The sequence below is a fragment of the Plantactinospora sp. A48 genome, assembly GCF_055793945.1.
The window spans coordinates 121,591-140,843 of sequence record NZ_JBTIXF010000007.1 but is presented as its reverse complement, the minus strand read 5'-3'; the positions used below and the strand labels follow the sequence as shown (position 1 = coordinate 140,843).

Below are 19,253 nucleotides of genomic sequence, written 5' to 3'. Positions count from 1 at the left end.
GGGGGCATGTCCGGATGCCGGAAGCCCGTCGGACCGCTTGGTTGTCAGCACTGTATCGAGTGGATCACTGAGCGCACCAGCCGGGCCGCTACCCCGCCGGCGGATCCGCGGGCCGTGCTGGAATGGTCGGCGACGGAGCGATCGGTGCCGGAACGATCGGCGGCGGCACGGTCCTCGGCGCCTTGGCGGCCGAACCGCGGGCCCGGTCAACGGGATAGCGGCGGGCCGAGTCCGCCAGTTTGTCGCTGGCCGCGGCGAGGAGATCGATCCCGAGTACGTCGGCAAGCCGGGTCAGGTAGATCATCACGTCACCGAGCTCGGCTCGGATCCGCGCGCCGTGCTCGGGATCAGCCATCACCGCCGCCGACTCCTCGGGGGTCAGCCACTGCAGCTCGGCCAGCAGTTCACCGACCTCGCCGGCCAGCGCCATGGCGAGGTTCTTCGGGGTGTGGAACGGCTGCCAGTCCCGCTCCTGGGCAAACCGGCGTACCTGCCCGGTCAGTTCGGCCATCCTGGGGTCGCTCGTCACGCTGGCAACGTACGCCCGCGCGTCCCGTCGGGCCGCGACCGGCCTGAGCACGGCTCGCGGTCGATGCTCCACCAGAGACGTAACACGTCTGTCCGGGGCGGCTCGTTGCGGCCGGCGGGTGTCGACATCAGGACCGGTCAAAGGACTGTTGAGCAGCGCATAGTCATGTGCATGAAGCAGATTCAGCAAGTCATCGGCGCGGTTGTCATCACCGGTCTGACGGGCCTGACGGCCCTCATTCCCACCACCGCCACGGCCGCTCCTCCGGGCGGCGACAGACCCGGCAACCGGTGTGCGTCGGCTCAGCCGGACTCCGAGTTCTACGAGGCGGGCCGGGTTGCCTCGGAGACCATCACCGTGCCACGCTCGGGCTGCACCACGATCTCCGTCTCCGACATCCGGGACTCCCTGGTGCCTGGAGACAACTGTCAGACCTTCCTGGTCGCGTTGCTGTCCACCGACGGCACCGACCCCACCTACACCGATCCGGTGACGGCGTGTTCGGTACCCGCCAGCAAGCGCACGGTGCTCGCGACGAACGTGCCCAACGGTGCCAGGTTCTTTGTGCTGTACGACGTGGACTACATCGAGCCGGATGTCCAGCACGTCCAGTACACCGTCTGGCGTTGATCCGACCCCGGTCTCCCACGCTGCCCGCGACGGCGTGGCGGGGCCGGGGTTCTTCCCTGGCGCGCTCGTGCCCGATCGACGCTAACCTATGGTGATGACCAAACGGATTCTTGTCGGTACTCTCGGTAGCGCCACCCTGGCCGTCCTGCTGACCTTCACGGGCGCGACGGCCGCAGCCGCGATGGAGACCCGGCGGTTCACCGGCGAGGGCTCCAGCGACAAGGGCCTCGCGTACTACTACGCCTGGGGTAACGCGCTCCAGCAGGCCGAGGCGGCCGGTTTCACCGCCGACGAGTGCACAGTGGTGGACAGCCACGTCTGGCCCGGCGGGTTCGACGTCACCGTCACGATCGAGTGCACGGGCTGACCACGCGATTCTTCGCCAGCACAGCGCGGGGGCGGGTCCCGTGGGCCTTGTTACGGTGGTTCGGTGCGGCCGTTTGAGATCCTAGCCAAGCTGGTTCTCTTCCTGGCCGGTCTGGGCGGGATCGTCGACCTCATCGATCCGGTGAAACTGGAGCGCTGGGGCAGTCGCGCCGATGCGTACGCCAAGCGCCGATCGGAATACCGGACGGTCAGGCGGATCGCGCAGCTACGCTACGAGGCTTATCGCTTCTTCATCGCGAACACCTCCGTGGCGACCGTTGGCGGTGTGGTGCCGCATTCCAGCCTCGTTCGCACACCGCCGCAGGGCGCACCGGCCGGGTTGGACGAGCACGCATTCGCCAGCTTGTGGCGTCGGGTGATGGATGAGGTCCTGGACACCTGTGACCTGCGTGATGACCAGAGCCAGGAGAAGATCCGGGCGGCGTCCCGGCTCGTCGAACGTCGCATCGACGAATTCCTGTCCCGCGAACTGGCCGAGGACGAGCGGCACCTGGTCGGCAAGGCCGCCAATGCGGCGGACCGGGGTCTGACGCTCGGTTTTGTCTCGATGCTGCTGGCCGCTTCCGCGTTCTACGCGGTCTTCAATGTCATCGACCTGAGCGGGATGGCCGCCCAGGGCCTGGTGGTGCGCGTGCTCGCAGCTGTCGCCTGGTTGTTGCTGTTCCTGGTGGTCGTAACGCTTGCCGCCGTTCCCCTCGCCGAACCCGGCCTGGTGGAGGGGATGCTGCTCGGCGCGACGGCTCGGTTTCTCCGGTTCCTCGCCAGGCCCGTACGTCCGGTCCGCGTCTTCGCGCTGCTCCTCTTCGTCGGGGGCTCGCTGCTGGAGCTTGTCCTCCTGTTCCTCGAATAGCCGATCCGAGCGGAGCCGGGCGTCACCGGTCCGGATGGGACCGGGCACCGCCGGGTCCAGACGGGAGCCGGGCGTCACCGGTCCGGATGGGGCGGTTGGTGGCGAAGTTCAGATGGCGCACACCGAGGCCACGACGGATTCCGGTCCGGTTGTATCACCGGCGTTCCTCGGCGCTCTTCTGTGATGTCCGGCTACCCGCAGCCGGCTTTCCGAAGGGAAATCTCGATGAGGATGCTTGCCCGAACGGGCAGAACACGACTCGGTTTGGTCGGCGCCACCGTACTGGCGGTCGTGGCGGCGGTCGGCGGACTCGCCAGCGCGGCGCAGAGCGCGGCGCCCTCGGCGGCGAGTCTGAAAAGCTGGCACTCGAAGATCGTGGCAACCCCGCACCCGTCGGCCAAAGGGTGCTTCACGGCCACCTACCCGCGCCTGACCTGGCGGACCAGCGCGTGTACGTCGGCACCGGCGATCCCGATGACCCCCAAGCACCAGGTCCGGCCGCTGCTGGTGGGCAACGGGAACGACATCTCCGCCCAGGCGCCGAGCGGCACGATCTCCCAGGCGTGGGGCTCGTTCGAGAACCTGGTGAACGTGACGAGCGAGAGTTCGCCGGTCGGTGGCGTGGGGGCGCCGGTGGCCAACGCCTACTCGCTCCAGCTCAACACCAACTTCTTCGCCAGTACGGCCTGCGCCCTGTCCCCCAACCCCGCGTGCCAGGGCTGGGAGCAGTTCGTGTACGCCAACAACGGCTTCGGCGGTCAGGCGTTCATCCAGTACTGGCTGCTGTCGTACAACACGGCCTGCCCGGGTGGCTGGAACTCGTTCTCCTTCACCGGGGACCCGGACATCTACTGCTACCGCAACAGTCCGACCGCGGTGGCGGTGCCCAACCAGCCGATCAGCAACCTGGGCAACCTCCAGCTGTCCGGTACGGCCACCGCGGGCGCGGACAGTGTCACCATGCTGGTGGGCCTGACGGCGTACGCCACCGCCGGCTCGAACGCGGTGAACGCCGCCGCCGGCTGGAGCAAGGCCGAGTTCGGCATCTTCGGTGACGGCGGCGGCGGTCAGGCCAACTTCAACGCGGGCGCCTCGCTGAACGTCCGGACGAGGATCAACTACGGCGGTACGGCCGCTCCGCTCTGTGCGGCGCAGGGATTCACGGGCGAGACCAACAACCTCAGCTTCGGCAATCCCACCCCGGCTCCGACGTCACCCGGGCCGGCTCTCATCTTCGTGGAGAACATGATCGGCGGCGCGGTCGCCTGTAGTTCGGCCCGGGCGGTCGGTGACACCCACGAGACCACCGTCGCCGGCTCGGCGTACGACTTCCAGTCCTCGGGTGACTTCGTGGAGGCACAGGTCGGCAGCGACTTCGAGGTGCAGACCCGCAAGGATTCCGGGGCACCGTCCTGGCCGAACGCCTCGGTGAACAAGTCGGTGGCAACCCGGATGGGCAGCACCAAGGTGGCGCTGTGCGAGGGTAAGACCCTGGTGGTCGACGGACGGGCGACCCAACTGCCCTCCGGCGGATCAATGCACCTGGCCTCCGGGGTGGACGTCTGGCACACCGGCAACGTCTACACCGTCACCGACGGTGCCGGCAACCAGCTCCGGGTGACGGTCAACAGCACCTATCTCGACGTGCAGGTCGGCACCGGCACCTGGCCGACCAAGGTCGTCGGTCTGCTGGGCAACCCCGACAACGATCCCTGGCGGCTGGAGGCCAGGGACGGCACCCAGTTCAAGCTGCCGATCTCGTTCACCGACCTCTACCAGAAGTTCGGGGAGAGCTGGCGGGTCACCCCGATCAGGTCGCTGCTCGCCACGTGCAGCACGGTGACCGCGGGCCAGCCGGCCAGACCGTTCTTCGCCGGCGACCTCAACCCGGAGCTTCGCAAGCGGGGCGAGACGCTGTGCCTCCAGGCCAAGGTCACGCACGCCTGGCTGGACGCCTGCACCCTGGACGTCGCGGTGGTCGGCGACCGGGCCCCGGCGGTGTACGTCGGCCTGCCGGATCCGGTGGTCAACGGTAACCAGCAGTAACGCTCACCAGCACAGCTCGGGGGTACCCGGGGGATGGCCGACGGGACACGGCCATCCCCCGGCTCACGTGCGGCGCCCGTTCCTCCGCGGACCGGGTCACGGCGGGACCGGAGGCGTCACGACCGGACCGGCACCGACCCGACGGGACCGGGCAGGTCAGGACCGGACCGGACCGGACCGGACCGGGATTTCGACGACCGGGCCGGACGGCTCAGGACAGGACCGGGATCAGCCCGAGCGTGAGGGTGTGGGTCACCTCGTCGGTCAGGCCGCCCTCAGCGCCCACCGAGATGGTGCCGTCGGCGGTCACCGCGAACGAGATGTCCACGCTGCTCCCGGTCAGCGTGAACGGGTCGTCGCCGGTCGCCGCGGTCGCCACCGCCGCCCGGATGGTGGTGATCGCGTCCACGAGCACCGTGTCGATGTCCTGGTCACGTAGTTCCGGGCGGCCGGCCAGGTCCGGCGGCACCAGGCTGATCCGGATGGTGTGGGTGTCCTGGTGGGTGAGCCTGCCGCCCAGTTTGACCGCCATGCCGATGAACGGGATGCGGAAGTCGAGACCGCCGCCCAGCGAGTGGGTGGCGACCGCGTGCAGGGTCAGCCCCACCGAGCCGACCCGCAGGTCCCGGTCCACGTCGGTGCTCGACAGGTTGGCGGCCTTGATGACCCGCTTGACGGTCTCGATCAGTTCCTGGACCGGTACTCCGGTCTCGGTCACCCGCACCGGGCCTCCTGTCTGGTGAGCATTCCGACTGTCCGTTGAGGAGCCGAGTGTCCGTTGAGGAGCCGAGTGTCCGTTGAGGAACCGGCTACCTGTTGAGCATCCCGACGGCGCCGGGGTCACCGTACGTGGTGTACGCCAGCCAGGTCGGATCGGCATCGTCCCGCGCGGCGTGACGGGCGGCGAGGCTCGCCCGGCCCAGTTCCTGACCGGCCTCCAGTTCGCCGTAGAACGCCTCAGCGAACCGGCTGGCCCGCGCGCTGCGTACCGGCCACAGGGTCCCGACGAACGCCCCGGCGCCGGCCGCCATGAACTGCTCGGCCCAGCCCATCATCCGGGTGTACTCGGGCACCGCGCCGGCACTGCGGCAGGCGTTGACGAAGACCAACGGCCGGGACCCGGCCAGGCAGCGCCGGGCCACCGCGCTGTTCAGCAACTGCGGTACGAACGAACCACCGCCCATCCGGATCGACGACCCGCCGGCCTCCAGCGAGAACGTGTTGTGGCAGGCGAAGTGCAGCAGGCCGGGGTTGCCGTCGTCCAGCAGGTCGAGGAGTTCGGCCAGATCGGCGATCGTCGGCGTGTCGGGGTGGCGCAGCACCCGCCGGATCGCCGACACCTCGGCCTGGGCGTCGGCCGGCGAACCGGGCGGTACGACGTACCGGGCGTCCCCGAGCAGGACCCGAGGCGACCGGGACTGGTCGTAGACCCGGCGCAGCACCGGGAACTGCTCGACCAGGAACCCCGCGTCCTGCGTCGGGGTCAACGGGTACAGCAGTTCCCAGGGAACGGTGTCGTGGTTGCAGGCGATGGTGAACGTGGTGATCCGGTCCCGCAGCTGCCAGAACTGCTCCTGGATCGATCGGGGCACCAGGTCGCGCCACAGGCCGGTGCCGGTCTCCCGGACCCAGCGGGCGGCCAGCGCGGGCGTGTACCCGGAGGAGTCGCCGGCCATCCGGCGCAACATCGCCACCGTACGCTCCACCGCCTCGCCCGGCTCGGCGGCGAGCGACTCCACCACCACCGGCCCCGAGATCATGCTCTGGGACAGCAACTGGAACGAGTACCGCGAGCCGTCGAGGTTCACCTGCATCGTGACCTCGCCGGGGTCACCGCGTAGCTCCCCGATCGGAGCGGCCCGGCGCTGGCTGTCGCCAGCCCACGGGGTCAGCGCCCGGACCGCCCGGTCGCCGGAGTCGACCGAGATCTCCAGACGCAGCTCGGCGAGGAACGTCCCGCCCAACCAGGCGGTCACCCGGACCCGGGCCAGGCCGACCGCCTGGGCCCGGAACGCGAACCGGATCGGCGGCCCGTCGCCGTGCCGAGGGACGACGACGGTCTGCTGGAGGTCCTCGAGCGCGGCCAGGGCCGGGTCTGGCCGCACGATGATGGTGACCGCCGCTCCCCCGGACAGCCCCGCCAGTCGCGCGGCGGTCACCCCGGGCGCCGGTGCCGTCGAGGTGATCGACACGATCAGACTCAGTTCGGCGTCGACCCGGACCCGGTTCGGCAGGTCGGCCACCAGATAGCGCGCGAGTTCCGACGCACCGGCATCCGGGCCACCGCTGCCGGCTTGTTCGCCCGGGATACCACCGCTGACCGGTGAGCCCTGGTCGTGCCTCGCCGGCCGATCCGCCGACGGTGGCGCCGGCCAATCCTCAAAGTACGACTCCGCTGGCGGTGCGGTCGGTCCGGGACCGATCAGCGGTGGCGCCGGTCGGTCCGCCCGATCCTGCTGCGGCGGCGAGGTCGGTCCGGGTCCGGTCACCTCCGGTGGCTCCGACGTTTCCAGCCGCTCCCCCAACGTCGGCAGCCAGTCGAGTCCGGGATCGGTTGGATCGTCGGCCAGGTCCTGCTCGAAGATCCTCCGTTCGTTGCTTTCGGACAGCTCCCGGGTTGGCTCGGAGTCACGGTAGGCGGGTTCCGAGGAGGGATCCGGGGCGTACCTGCCCTCGTCCACGCCGACCGGGTCGGTCAGCTCCAGTACGCGGCGGGCCATAGCCAACGCCAGCTCGTCCCGGTCGACTCCCGCGTCGATCAGGGCCGCGTGTAGCTGAGCCGCCAGCCGCGCCTGGACCTCCGGGCTGGCCGATATCGCGACCTCCGCCGCCATCCCCGTCAACCGCCGCCGCAGTCGCCGGGGCAGCCGACGTCGCAGTTCGGCGTACGCCCACGCCGCCCCTCTCGACAGCTCGCCGGCGCCCACCGAGGCCAGCGCCGTGAGAATCAGCTCAGCCCCCGTCACCTGACCACCCTCCGTCAACGATCCGGTCGAGATACGCCGGTCGAACGCTGGAACTACCTGTTCCTCGGCCCATCCGCACCAGATCTTGGAATCCGACACCCCCCACAGCGGTACCAGGATTCCAAGATCTCACCGCTCCACGCGGCCGGGTCGGCCGGCGCGGCCGGGTCGGCCGGCGCGGCCGGCCGGGTCGGCCGGGTCGGCCGGGTCGGCGTGGTCGGCCGGGTCGGCGCGGTTGGTCTGACGGGTGCGGCGGGTGCGGCGGGTGAACCGGCCGTCCTCCTGTCGGGCGTTGCTGGCGGTCCACACCATCGCGCCGACGACCAGCATGATCAGGACGATCACGAGGACGATCACCAGCGCCGCGGCGGCACGCAGGTCGTAGCCCGCCTGGAGGATCTGGCCCAGCCCGGAGATGCCCACGGCGGCGATGATGGCCAGCATGGTGTCGAGCCAGACCCGCTGTCGCCGCTCGCGTACCTGCACGATCTCCGCCTCGCGCTCGCGGCGCCGCCGTACGAGCAGGTCCAGTCGTTGGCCGAGCCGGTCGTCCAGTACGGCGTCGATGTTGCGGGTCAGCTCCGCCTCGCGCTGGCCGAAGCCGGAGGCGTTGAGCATCGCCTGCACCGTCAACGCGACCAGGGGCGAGGCCACCAGGGCCGGTGACCGGATCAGTTCCAGCGTGGCCCGGGCGTCCGCGGCGAACCGGTGCAGCCCCATCCGTTCGCGTTCCAACTGCTCGGCCTGGCTCGCGAGTTCGGCGAGGTCCTGTTCGTCCAGCTTCTCGTCGGTGTACCGGGACACCTCGGCCAGGAATATCGCCAACTGGTCGAACCAGCCGGCGAACAGGCCGTCCAGCGAGGCGACGAACTCACCGGCCTGGAGCCGGTTGGTGATCCAGTACGCCGGCGACCCGAGCGCGACGACGAGGGTGGTGTTGCAGGTCCGGGCCAGGATCTCGTCGGAGCGGCCGCCGACCTCCAGCACCACGTCGTCGCCGATCGGATGGTGGATCCACTCGGCCGGCGCACCGAAGATGTGTTGCACCGGACCCAGCAGGATCTGCCCACCGGTGGCCTGCCGCAGTTGCGCGATCGACTCGACCGGCCGCCGTTGTGCGTGCGGTGCCCGGGGCCCGGGGCCGATCGACGCCTCCAGCAGGGTGATCATCACATGGAACATCCCGGGCCGGACGCTGACCGCGGCCGGCGTTCCGAGCCGGTGGCCCACGGCCTCCGCGACATCCACCGCGAACGCCGACAGCCGTGGCCAGACCCGGGTCCCGCCGGCGCACCGGACCTGTCCCTCGGCACGCTCCGGCGCGGACAGCAGCACGGCGGTGTAGAGGTCGTGGGCGCTGCTGTCGTGCAGGTCCAGGCTCAACCGCAGGTAGTGGTTGCCCAGCTGGGACAGCAGGATGTCGGCCCGTAGCCGGGCCACCGGCCGGCCGTCCAGGTCCGCCACCAGGGTGTCGGGCAGCGTGACGACCGCGCCGTCGTACCGCCGGCCGAGGGCGTCGGAACCGTTCCACACGTCGTCGAGTTCCATCGTCTCGCGCACGGCCCGGGGTTGGATCCCGGCCAGTTCCCAGTCCGGGCCGGCGGCGCGGGCCGCGGCGACGACCCGGTCCGGGCTCATGCCGCGTACGGCGAACGGGTACATGTGGATGACCGTGCCCTCGTCGACGTGCAACCAGGCCGCGTCGCGCTGGTCGACGAGCCATTCCACCGTCTTGCGGTAGGCGCGCAGTTCGCTGCGCTGGTCCCGGTCGCATTCGGGGCTGCTCTCGGCGTCGCGGAGGCCGGCGAGCGCGGCCAGCAGCGGTTCCCGGTCTTCCGCCCGACCGGCGAAGAACGCCGCCAGCGCCGCACCCGCGCGGCCCAGCGCCGCGTCGTACCGTCGCGATCCGGCACCCTCGTCGGCGACGAACTCCGCGATCCCGGCGCCGGCCGGGGGGATCGCCCCTGCCGCGTCGATCGCCGCGGTGGCACCGGCGACCGCCCGGTCCGCGGCCTCCGCCAACCGCTCCAGGTTGTTGCCGACCATCTCGTTCTCGATGGCGATTTCCTGGTCGAGCACGTCGAGCAGCAGCACGGCGGCGTCGGTCGCGGTGACGTCGAGGACGCTTTCGACGCTGGTCCGCCGCGCCGCCCAGCAGCGCCGCGTACCGCGCAGGGTCGCCCACATCCGGTCGAAGTGGTAGCTGCACTTCCAGGCGTCGAGACACAACTGCCGGAGGTAGAGGCACAGCACAGCGGCGCCCAGTGGCACCCGTACCGCGTTCTCGAGGGACCGGTCCACGGCTTCGGCCACCACGGCGTCGAAGCCGGCCGGCAGCCGGCGGTGCTGCGGTTCCCGCCTCGGGCCGGGAGCTCCGTTCCAGCTGGCCAGGCTGGACAGGTCGGCCACCTCGACGCCCGCGTCGGCGAGCCAGCGACGCATCGCCTCGGCGTCGGCGAGGTCGGGAAGACCGGCCGGAGCGGAACGATCAGGAAGACCGGTCGAAACGGGACGGTCGGGACCAGGACGGTCGGGACCAGGACGGCCGGGACCAGGACGGTCCGGAGCGGCGGCGGGGTGTCCGGCGGCGGCGCTGGGAACGGTCGGGCGTCGCGTATCGCGGTTCAGCATGTCCACCTTGGGGCAAAGGCGACGGGAGGGTCGGCACCGAACGGTAGGGCAGAAACGGGAGCCGGAACCAGACACCGTCAGAATTCCGATAGCCGCTTCCGCGCGGACCGCCTGAGGAGGCGATCCATCGGAGGGACGCGGACCGCTTGCGGAAGCGAGCCGCGGGAGGAACGCGGAGCGTTTGAGGACGCAAACCGCCCGGGGACCGGATCCGGGGAAAGCGCCGTCCGGCGGCTCGATAGGGTGTTCCGGCCAGGGCTAGGAGGTCAGGATGACGGATGACGGCGCGGACGGCGGGACAAGCTTCGCGGATCTCGGGCTACGACCCGAGCTCCTGGGGGCGCTGTCCGGGTTGGGCTACGAGGAGCCGACCCCGATCCAGCGCCGGACGATCCCGCCCCTGATGGCCGGCCGGGACCTGCTGGGGCAGGCGGCCACCGGCACCGGGAAGACGGCCGCGTTCGCCCTGCCGATCCTGCAGCGGATGCCGGCCGGGGACCGCGGCGGCGATCCCCTCGCGCTGGTCCTGGTGCCCACCCGCGAGTTGGCCATGCAGGTGTCGCAGGCGATCCACCGGTACGGTCGCGAGCTGGGCGCCCGGGTCCTGCCCATCTACGGCGGGCAGCCGATCGGCCGCCAACTGCGGTCGCTGCGGGACGGTGTGGACGTCGTGGTGGCCACCCCCGGCCGGGCCCTCGACCACCTCGGTCGCGGGACGCTGCGGCTGGCGGGCCTGGAGATCGTGGTCCTGGACGAGGCCGACGAGATGCTCGACATGGGCTTCGCCGAGGACATCGAGGCGATCCTGCAGGAGGCGCCCGAGACCCGGCAGACGGTGTTGTTCTCCGCCACCATGCCGGCGCGGATCGAGGGCATGGCCGGTCGGCACCTGCGGGACTCCGTCCGGGTCGAGATCGCCCGTGAACCGACCAAGCCGGGCGAGGCTCCGCTGGTCCGGCAGAGCGCGTACCTGGTCTCCCGGGCGCACAAGCCGGCGGCGCTGGGCCGGGTCCTGGACCTGGAGGCGCCGGAGGCGGCGATCGTCTTCTGCCGGACCCGGGAGGAGGTCGACCAGCTCGCGGAGTCGCTCAACGGCCGGGGCTACCGCGCGGAGGCGCTGCACGGCGGGATGAGCCAGGAACAGCGCGACCGGGTGATGGGCCGGCTGCGCGGTGGGACGGCGGACCTGCTGGTGGCGACCGACGTCGCGGCGCGCGGGCTCGACGTCGAGCACCTGACGCATGTGGTGAACTACAACGTGCCGGCCGACCCGGAGTCGTACGTCCACCGCATCGGCCGGGTCGGTCGGGCCGGCCGCGAAGGGGTGGCGATCACCCTCGCCGAGCCCCGTGAGCACCGGATGCTCAAGACGATCGAGCGGAGCACGAAGCGGCGGATCCAGGTCGAGAAGGTGCCCACCAGCGCCGACCTGCGGGCCCGGCGGCTCGAACTGACCCGCGCGGCGCTGGAGGAGATCCTCCTGGAGGACGATCTGGACTCCTTCCGGGTGGTGGTCGAGCCGCTCACCGAGGAGTTCGACCTGATGGAGGTGGCGCTCGCCGCCGTGCGGTTGGCGCACGAGGCCGGCGGGACGGCGGTCGACGAGGAGGAGATCCCCGAGGTGGCGCCCGGCCCGGCCAGGGAGGATCGCGGTCGCGGTCCGGCCGGCGCCCGGGGCGAGCGGCGCACCCGTACGCCGGGGCGTGGGATGACGCGGCTGTTCATCGGTGCCGGCCGGCAGGCCGGGGTCCGGCCGCAGGATCTGGTCGGCGCGATCACCGGCGAGTCCCGCCTGCCCGGCCGCGACATCGGGTCGATCGAGATCGCGGACCGGTTCTCGCTGGTGGAGGTGCCCGAGTCCACGGCGCAGGAGGTGATCGGGGCGTTGCGCGGCACGACGATCAAGGGCCGCAAGGTCACGGTCCGTCGGGAACGCCCGCAGTCGCGGTAACGCAGGCCCCGGTCACGGTACGTCGGGAGCGCCCCCGGTCCCGATAGCGACGCCGGCGGTCACGGTGTCTCGGGTACGCCCTCGCTGACGGCGGCGGGGTCGGCGGTCACGGCGGCACCGGGGTCGCGGGCGACCGCCGCGAGGGCGGCGAGATGGGCCAGCGGGGCGTGCGGCGGGCGCCATTCCAGCAGCATCGCCGTCGCGTCGTCGTCCAGCTTGTCGTCCTGGTACGCCACGACCGCGCTCACCAGGCGGCGCATGGTCTCGGGGCTGGGCAGCCCGTCGTTGAGGGCGCGATTGACGAAGTCGACGAGCCGGTCCAGCCCGAACCGCCCCTGGTCCGCTCCCCGCGCGTCGGTGATGCCGTCGGTGTAGGCGAGGATGCGGTCGCCCGGGTGCAGGTCCTCCTCGTACACCCGGGGCGGGCGGGCCGACAGGTGGCCCAGACCCAGTGGCAGCGCGGTCCGCCCCGGCAGTTCCCGGATCGCCTTGCCGTCGCGCAGCAGCAGGGCGTCCGGATGGCCAGCGTTGATCATCCTCAGCCGGCCGGTGCCGCGATCCAGCTCGACGAGCAACGCCGTCGCGAACATGTTCGGGTGCTCGGAGCGCACCCACTTGTCGATGCTCTTCGCCGTGTCGACCAGGTCGAGGCCGCACCGGCGCGCGTTGCGGTAGGCGCTGGCCACGAGCGAGGCCAGGGTGCTGGCCCGGATGCCGTGCCCGCAGGTGTCGAACAGCCCGACGCTGAGCACGTCACCGTTCAACCCGTAGTCGAAGATGTCCCCGCCGACCTCGTAACACGGTTCGAGGATGGCGGTGACCACCATGTCGTCGGTGGCGAAGGTCAGCGGCGGCAGCAGCCCCCACACGATCTCGGCGGCGACCTGCATCGGGAAGCGGCGGCGCAGTCGCTCGATGACGTCGCCGTACGGGCGGCGGGTCACCAGCACCTGGGCGACGCTGACCGCCAGTTCCCAGCCGGCCGACTCCAGCGCCGGGTCCCCGGCAGCCGGCGAGACGATCTCCAGTACGCCCATCCGCTCGCACCCGACAAGCAGCGGCAGCCAGATCCGGTCCGGGTTGTCGGGCGCGCACTGCGGTTCGAGGTCGGTGAACGCCCGACCGGCCAGGGTCGTGTCGATGGGCAGTTCGTCCCGCACCAGACCGGCACCGAGCAGCGGCACCAGGAGTGCCTGCGCGTAGTCGGCCAGGTAGATCACGATCTCGGTGGCCCCGATCGCTGGCGCGGTGCGGCTCACCAACAGCGGAAGGTCGTCCGGGCCGCCGCGCGGCGCCGTCAGGTGCAGCCACCGCACCGCGTCGCCGGCGTCGAACAATCCCCACCTCCGTGTCGGCCCCCACCGTACCCGGAGGTCAACGCGGCCCCGCGCCGCCCACGGTCAGCGGGGTCGGGTCGGATCAGACCAGGTCGAACCGCGCCAGACCACGGCCTGACGGGCGGGCCAGGCCGCGCGCCCACGGCCCGGCCCGCCCCGGTGGGGCGGTTCCGTCCCGGGCCCCACCCGCCCGGGACGGAACCGGTTGGTGCCCAGCCCTGGAGAGGGCTCTCAGGACTGGACACCCGTACAGAATCTCGGCACCGACGGGTTCATCGGGCTGTCGGTACACGCCTCGAACGAGTCGCCCGAGCCGCGCTTGCCCAGCAGGCCGGACCACCGGGTCTCGCCGGCGTCGACCGGAAGCCGATCTTCGATGGTGCCGTCCGGGCCGTGGCGCAGCAGGATGAGGTCGATGCTGAACGCGCCGGCCGAGGTGTGGCTCAGCTTCGCCCAGAATGCCTGGCAGCCGGCCGAGTAGAGCAGCACGACCCGGTCGCCGCCCGAACTCACGTCGCCCACCACCCGGCCGCCCGCGGTGTCGCAGTCGGTGACGTCCGGCCACTGCCAGTCACAGCTGCCCTCGTAGCATCTGCTGGTGGACCAGGACTGGGCGTTGCTGTAGTTGCAGCCCCACAGTTGCAGGTCCCGGCCCTGGCTGAAGTCGCTGCCCGGGACGTCCAGGCAGATGTTCGAGTCGTTCCAGGGCTTGATGAAGTACTGCTGCTGGCTGTAGCGGGGCAGCCCCCAGAGCTGGTTGGCCGAACCGTTGCAGTTCTGGATCTCGACCCGGTCGCCCCACCCGGTGCCGTTGCGGCCGAGGCACAACCACCGGTCGTACCCGGGGTGCAGGTACTGTCCGCCCTGGTCGGCGGCCTCCTGGAACCAGACCTGGTTCGAGCCGAGGTGGTCGCCGTAGAGCTGGACCGCCGCGCCGTTCCCGCCGGACTGGCTGGCATCCATCACCAGGTCGTAGTTGCCGCCCGAGTGGAACGTCCAGCGGGGCCAGTTGCCGTTCGCCGGATCGAAGGGTGGGGCCGCCTGCGCGGTGGTCGGGATGACGACGGCCACCACCAGCGCGGTCAGCACCGCACTCGTGAGGGCCAGCATCCGGCGGAGTCTTCGCATCATTCTTCTCCCTGCCACGGGTGGATTGGTGGCCTGCCGGTCAGCAGACGTAGAAGGTCGAGGGTTTGCTGCTCGGGTCGCCAGCGGTCACCGGAATGGTGAGATAGGGGTCGCCGAGGATCGCCAGCGAACCGGTGAAGCTGTACACGCTGGGGTCGACATGACACGCGGAGTACATCCCGGAGAGCACGGCTCCCTCGATCTTCTGGTTCTCCATCTGCGAGGCCCACATCACCCGGCTCGAACTCTCCGAGGCGTAACCGTCGAACGGGTCCCAGGCGGCGCCGAACTCGCTGGAGAAGAAGGGGTACTCGTCGCACTGGTAGTCGGTCGGCCTCGGGGTGGTGCTGCAGCCGTTCGGCTTGTGATCCGCGTTGTTGTACCAGCTGCGCGAGGCCACCCACTGATCCCGGGTGTCGCTGTCGGTGTAGTTGAGGCGTACCCACCAGGGCAGCCGGTCGATCGCCTCGGCGTCGGTACGGGCCGGCTGGTTCGCGTCACGGGTGGTCACCACCAGCATCGGCTCGGTCATGCACGGGTCACCCAGCACGCCGCCGATCCTGGTCAGGTTCAGGCACCGGTTGGCGATCTCCAGCGCCTGGGCGGCCGAGACGATCCAGCGTTGGCCACCGGTCGGGTCGCCCGGGTCTGGGCTGCGGGTGGCGACGTACGCGAGGATCCGCTGCTGCACGGTCGCGGCGGTGCTGGTGCCGCGCAGCGTCAGGTTCACCACGTCGGCGAGCTGGGTCTGCCCGGCCAGCGTGGGGTGGTAGCTGGACCGGCACGGCAGCTCCGTACCGCTGCCGTTGGTGCAGCTCACGATCCCGCCGTTCACCCACGGCGTGGTGGCGTAGCTACAGGTCCAGTTCCCGTGGCTGTCCCGCCAGCGTTGGGTGACGTTGACGAAGCGGATGTCGACGCCCTCGTCGTGGACGTCGGCGACCGCGTGCGCGATCGTGGTGTTGAGCAGGTCGGCCAGGGTGTTCAGGAACTTCGCCCCGCCGGTGGAGACGCCCTGGCAGCTCCAGTCGACCTGGCGGTCCTCGAACAGCTGCGGGTAACCCGGGACGATGATCTTCGCGTTCGGCGCGGCGTTGTGCACCGCCCGGTAGGTGGCCTTCAGGTGGGCCGGCAGCCACTCCCGGATCAGCTTCTTCTCGTACACCCGCAGGGGTTCGGGGTCGACGACGCCGTTGCCCCGGGTGAGCTTGTGCTGGTCGGTGTAGCAGTTGTCCAGGGCGGCGATGCAGCTTCGGACGACCTCGGCGAACCTGGCGTCGTTGCCGCCGATGGTGAGCGTGACGTGCGTGGTGTCCTGGTCGAGGTAGCCCTGCTCGGTCTGCGGCAGCTCGCCGTACTGGAATTCGCCGGGGAAGCCGAAGTCGCCCGGCGCCCAGCCCCAGTCGGTGTGCCCGGCACTGTCGCTGGCCGACGGCGGTTTGTTGTAGGCATTTTGGGTGACGTTCGTGGTCAGCGCCCCGGAGCAGGCGATGGACGCGAACGAGGCGGTGCCGTTGGCGGCCTCCTGGGCGATCGTGCCGCTGTGACCGGGCAGCTTGACCTGGCTGGGGAACGCCCCGGAGGCCGACCGGTGGCAGGCGTTCGTGGAGGTGTTGTCGGACCGCTTGTAGTCGCTGTTCGGCAGGTACGGCGCCAGGCCCTCGCCGGAGCTGTACGAGTCACCCATGGCGACGTACTGCGCGGCCGGGGCGGTGGCGGGGATGAACGCCATCGCGTCGAAGACCACCGTGTCGACCCCGGTGCCGTCCCGGGTGTAGGTGCTCAGGCTGACGCTGGGGGTGCCGTCGAACTTGAACACGCCGAGGTCGACCCAGGTGTGGGCCTGCCACGCCTGGTTGACCACCCGGTACCGGCGTTGCCCGTTGCCCAGGTCGATGTCGTAGCGGGCCTGCCGGGTCCACGCCCCGGTGTCGGGGATGAACACCTTGAGCCGCATCCACTGGTGCTGCGCGGCGGACAGCCGCCAGGTGCCCTGCACCCGCAGCTTGCTCTCGGAGCCGGCGGGCTGGTAGTCCGGACCGCGGGTGAACGAGGAGTAGAAGTGCCCGTTGAAGCCGCCGCCGAACTGGTGGAAGTCGACCTTCGACGGGTACAGCCCGTTGCCGTCGGCGCCGAAGTTCAGCCCGAACGTGCCGCCCTCGGTGAACCCCGCCGCGCAGCCGGGGCGGATGGACGGGGTGCTCCTGGGCACGTCGTCGACCACCAGGGCGGTGCTCGGCAGCCCGGTCAGGTCGCACCGGGGCGGGTAGGAGGTGCCGTCGTCCTGGTAGGCGTAGCCGGGGTCGAACCGCAGCAGCTCGTAGCCGCAGGTGGCCGGGCAGTCGGTCTTCCACACCGCCGGCTTGTGGTACCAGCACTTCAGGTCGTACTGCCCGGCGGCGCTGCGGTGCGCGCACGGGCCCGCCGGCTCACCGACCACGTCCGGATCGTTGGGTACGTAGGAGCCGCCCGGTACGCAGTCGTTGGTGGCGTCGCAGAATTTCGTGACCGGCGGTTGGACGTTGCCGCGGTTGATCGGCCCCTGCACGTCGCCGCCGTTCCACACCGCCGGCCGGAACGCCGACACCAGTGTGTTCGGCGCCTCGGGCAGCTCGATCGGGTGCCCCGCGAAACCGAGTACCTTCTCCTGGTACGGCCAGTACTGCGGATGGGCGGCGTCAGTCATGGTCTTGTCCAGGAACGGGTCCCGGTTGGCCGGGTAGTGCGGGTTGGCCGGGTTGTTGAGCCAGCCCACCCCCCACGGCGACCCGTCACCGGCGTCGGCGTGGAACCCGGAGTTGTACGCCCAGATCGCGAAGAACCAGTTCTCGAGGTACTTCGGGTCGCCGTTGTTCACGTACATGCCGGCGGTCCGGGTCTCGTTCCACTTGCCGATCAGCAGCCGCAGCCCGGCCGCGATGTTCGCCGCGAAGTCCAGCGCCACCGCCCGCTGGGTCTGGTACGGCAGCGCCGCGGGTGCGCCGCCCTCCCGCCCGGCCAGCCGCATCCCGTCGGTGATCTGCATGACCCCGTACCCGCAGTCCGCGTCGGTCCAGCGGATGTCCCAGTCGTTGGCGTCGTTGTCGTCGTAGATGTCCCGGCCGTAGAAGTTGCCGATCAGCGGGTTCGCGGTCATCCCCGGCAGCGCCCGGCCGGTGGTCTGCCACAGGTTCGACTCCTGCGCGGCGATCCCCAGCAGCACCTGGGCCGGCACGTTTCCCCCGCCGTAGAGCTGCCCCGGCGGGAGCAACCCCTGCGGGGTGTACGCGGGCATGCCCAGGTTCTTCCAGCCAGCCGGACGCTGCACCGTCAACACGTTGCGGACGGCCTGGTCGACGGCCCACTCCACCTGCCGTGGTTTCGGCTGCAACGCCTGGTTAGCCGGGTCGTTGCGCGGCACCGAGCAGGTCCGTTCGGCCTCGACCGGGTTGGTCGGCGACCCGGCGGCGGCCAGGTTCCGGGACGGCGCCGTGCCCCCGCCCGGTTTCGCGGCGCGGGTCAGCGTGGGGTGCGGGCGGGCGCCGGTACGGGCCCGGTCCAGGTTGTCCGCGCCCGGTGCGACGGTGAAGGTGGCCTGCCGGCCGGTGGCGCGGATCCGCAGGGTGATGCTGATGGACCGGCCCGACGGCGGATCCGCGGACCGGGCACGCGGGTCGGCCGACCCGGACCAGGCCACGGCGGCGAGCACCGCCGCACCGCGGGTGGACACCGCCGCGCCCTTGGGGGCGTCCGCCAGCGCGGTCACCGCGCCGAACGTCCCGACGGTACCGGCCGGCTTCGCGGTGCCTGTCTGCTTCGCGGTGCCGGTGACGTAGGCGTGGCCGGCCGCGTCGCGGGTCAGGTCCAGGCCGGTGAGCGGGCCGCTGAACAGGGTCCGCGCGGCTCCCGGGCGGCCGCCGCTCGCCCGGCCAGCGCTGCCGGTGGCCGCGCGGACCGCCGCCGGGTCGACCTGCTCGACGTACCCGGTGTCGCCGGCCCGGTCGAGGAACGCGACGCCGCCGCCGGCCGTCGGGGTGAGCCGGAACGGCACCGCGCGGGTCCGGACGATCGTGGTACGCCGTCCGGCGGTGCTGACCCGGACCAGCCGGTTCCGGTCCGCCGCGACGATGGCCGCGCCCACCGGTACGGCGGAGGTCACCTGTCCGGACAGGACGATCGGCCGGGCCGGCACCCGACCGGTGACCGTGTCGACCCGGACCAGCCGGGTCTGCGTGCTGTCCTCCCCCGCCGACTGGGTGAACACCGCCGACTCGCCCGAGCCGCAGCCGGGACTGTGGTACGCCAGGGTGGACAGCGTCGGCAGCTTCCGGACCGCTCCGGTGTCGAGGTCGACCACGGCGGTGAACGCCCCGCGCGAGAACAGGTTCGCGTCGTTGGTGAACGTCCGTGGCGCGTACGCGACGGCCAACCGGCGCCCGGAGGCGGTCACGCAGGCGTTCCCGATCCACTGGTCCGCCTCGAACCCCGGCTCGGTGAGGGTGGTGGCGGTCCGCCAGGCGTAGCCGTCGGCGGCCCGGGCGACCAGCACGTGCAGGCCGGCGGCGTCGCCCGACAGGGTCCAGGCCCGGTCGCGGGACTTCTTCCAGCCGGCGCCGAGCACGCTGTCCCGCTGGTCCGGGGCGACCTGTGTGGGCGGCGCGGGTGGCGGTGTGGGCGGTGGCGGTGCGGGCGGTGCCCCGGGTGCGGCCGGCGCGGGCGCCGCGACGGCGGGATGGGTGGCGCCGGGCGGCACCTGGGCGAGCACCAGGACGAGCACGGCGGTGAGACAGGCGGCGAGGACACGACGGGACACGGACAT

General features: G+C 71.3%; 12 protein-coding genes. 5 read left to right on the top strand and 7 right to left on the bottom strand.

The window, feature by feature from the left end:
• Positions 1 to 88: 88 nt before the first annotated feature.
• The gene (locus ACXN5W_RS06310; RefSeq protein ID WP_473157212.1) at positions 89 to 511 is read right to left on the bottom strand and encodes a nucleotide pyrophosphohydrolase; all 423 of its coding nucleotides are present in this window, start codon (positions 509 to 511) and stop codon (positions 89 to 91) included.
• A gap of 189 nt (positions 512 to 700) precedes the next feature.
• Here ACXN5W_RS06310 and ACXN5W_RS06305 point away from each other — a divergent pair, with 189 nt between their 5' ends.
• The 4 genes from ACXN5W_RS06305 to ACXN5W_RS06290 all read left to right on the top strand — a co-directional run bounded on the left by ACXN5W_RS06305 (position 701) and on the right by ACXN5W_RS06290 (position 4,442).
• Entirely contained in the window at positions 701 to 1,159 is a 459-nt protein-coding gene (locus tag ACXN5W_RS06305; RefSeq protein ID WP_473157190.1) for a hypothetical protein, read from the top strand.
• Positions 1,160 to 1,253: 94 nt separating this feature from the next.
• The gene (locus ACXN5W_RS06300) at positions 1,254 to 1,526 is read left to right on the top strand and encodes a hypothetical protein (RefSeq protein WP_473157189.1); all 273 of its coding nucleotides are present in this window, start codon (positions 1,254 to 1,256) and stop codon (positions 1,524 to 1,526) included.
• A 63-nt stretch (positions 1,527 to 1,589) separates the two neighbouring features.
• On the top strand, positions 1,590 to 2,396 hold the full coding sequence (locus tag ACXN5W_RS06295) for a hypothetical protein (RefSeq protein WP_473157188.1): 807 nt from the start codon (positions 1,590 to 1,592) through the stop codon (positions 2,394 to 2,396).
• 225 nt (positions 2,397 to 2,621) lie between these two features.
• Positions 2,622 to 4,442 (top strand): VWD domain-containing protein, encoded by a 1,821-nt coding sequence (locus ACXN5W_RS06290; protein ID WP_473157187.1) that lies wholly within the window; start codon positions 2,622 to 2,624, stop codon positions 4,440 to 4,442.
• A 211-nt stretch (positions 4,443 to 4,653) separates the two neighbouring features.
• Here ACXN5W_RS06290 and ACXN5W_RS06285 read toward each other — a convergent pair whose 3' ends face one another.
• The 3 genes from ACXN5W_RS06285 to ACXN5W_RS06275 all read right to left on the bottom strand — a co-directional run bounded on the left by ACXN5W_RS06285 (position 4,654) and on the right by ACXN5W_RS06275 (position 9,850).
• Positions 4,654 to 5,160, bottom strand: coding sequence for a trypco2 family protein (locus ACXN5W_RS06285; RefSeq protein WP_473157186.1), 507 nt, complete (start codon positions 5,158 to 5,160; stop codon positions 4,654 to 4,656).
• Positions 5,161 to 5,251: 91 nt separating this feature from the next.
• Complete coding sequence (locus ACXN5W_RS06280) at positions 5,252 to 7,408, bottom strand: CHAT domain-containing protein (protein WP_473157185.1); 2,157 nt, start codon at positions 7,406 to 7,408, stop codon at positions 5,252 to 5,254.
• Positions 7,409 to 7,537: 129 nt separating this feature from the next.
• Positions 7,538 to 9,850: a hypothetical protein gene (locus tag ACXN5W_RS06275; RefSeq protein WP_473157184.1), complete on the bottom strand. Its 2,313-nt coding sequence runs from the start codon at positions 9,848 to 9,850 to the stop codon at positions 7,538 to 7,540.
• Positions 9,851 to 10,310: 460 nt separating this feature from the next.
• Between ACXN5W_RS06275 and ACXN5W_RS06270 the strand changes: the two genes are divergently transcribed.
• The gene (locus tag ACXN5W_RS06270; RefSeq protein ID WP_473157183.1) at positions 10,311 to 11,990 is read left to right on the top strand and encodes a DEAD/DEAH box helicase; all 1,680 of its coding nucleotides are present in this window, start codon (positions 10,311 to 10,313) and stop codon (positions 11,988 to 11,990) included.
• A gap of 59 nt (positions 11,991 to 12,049) precedes the next feature.
• Here the strand turns inward: ACXN5W_RS06270 and ACXN5W_RS06265 are convergent, their stop codons facing one another.
• From ACXN5W_RS06265 to ACXN5W_RS06255, 3 genes are all read right to left on the bottom strand, one after another.
• Positions 12,050 to 13,327: a PP2C family protein-serine/threonine phosphatase gene (locus ACXN5W_RS06265; protein ID WP_473157182.1), complete on the bottom strand. Its 1,278-nt coding sequence runs from the start codon at positions 13,325 to 13,327 to the stop codon at positions 12,050 to 12,052.
• A 231-nt stretch (positions 13,328 to 13,558) separates the two neighbouring features.
• Complete coding sequence (locus tag ACXN5W_RS06260) at positions 13,559 to 14,455, bottom strand: ricin-type beta-trefoil lectin domain protein (protein ID WP_473157181.1); 897 nt, start codon at positions 14,453 to 14,455, stop codon at positions 13,559 to 13,561.
• A gap of 40 nt (positions 14,456 to 14,495) precedes the next feature.
• The gene (locus tag ACXN5W_RS06255) at positions 14,496 to 19,247 is read right to left on the bottom strand and encodes a hypothetical protein (protein WP_473157180.1); all 4,752 of its coding nucleotides are present in this window, start codon (positions 19,245 to 19,247) and stop codon (positions 14,496 to 14,498) included.
• Positions 19,248 to 19,253: the final 6 nt, after the last annotated feature.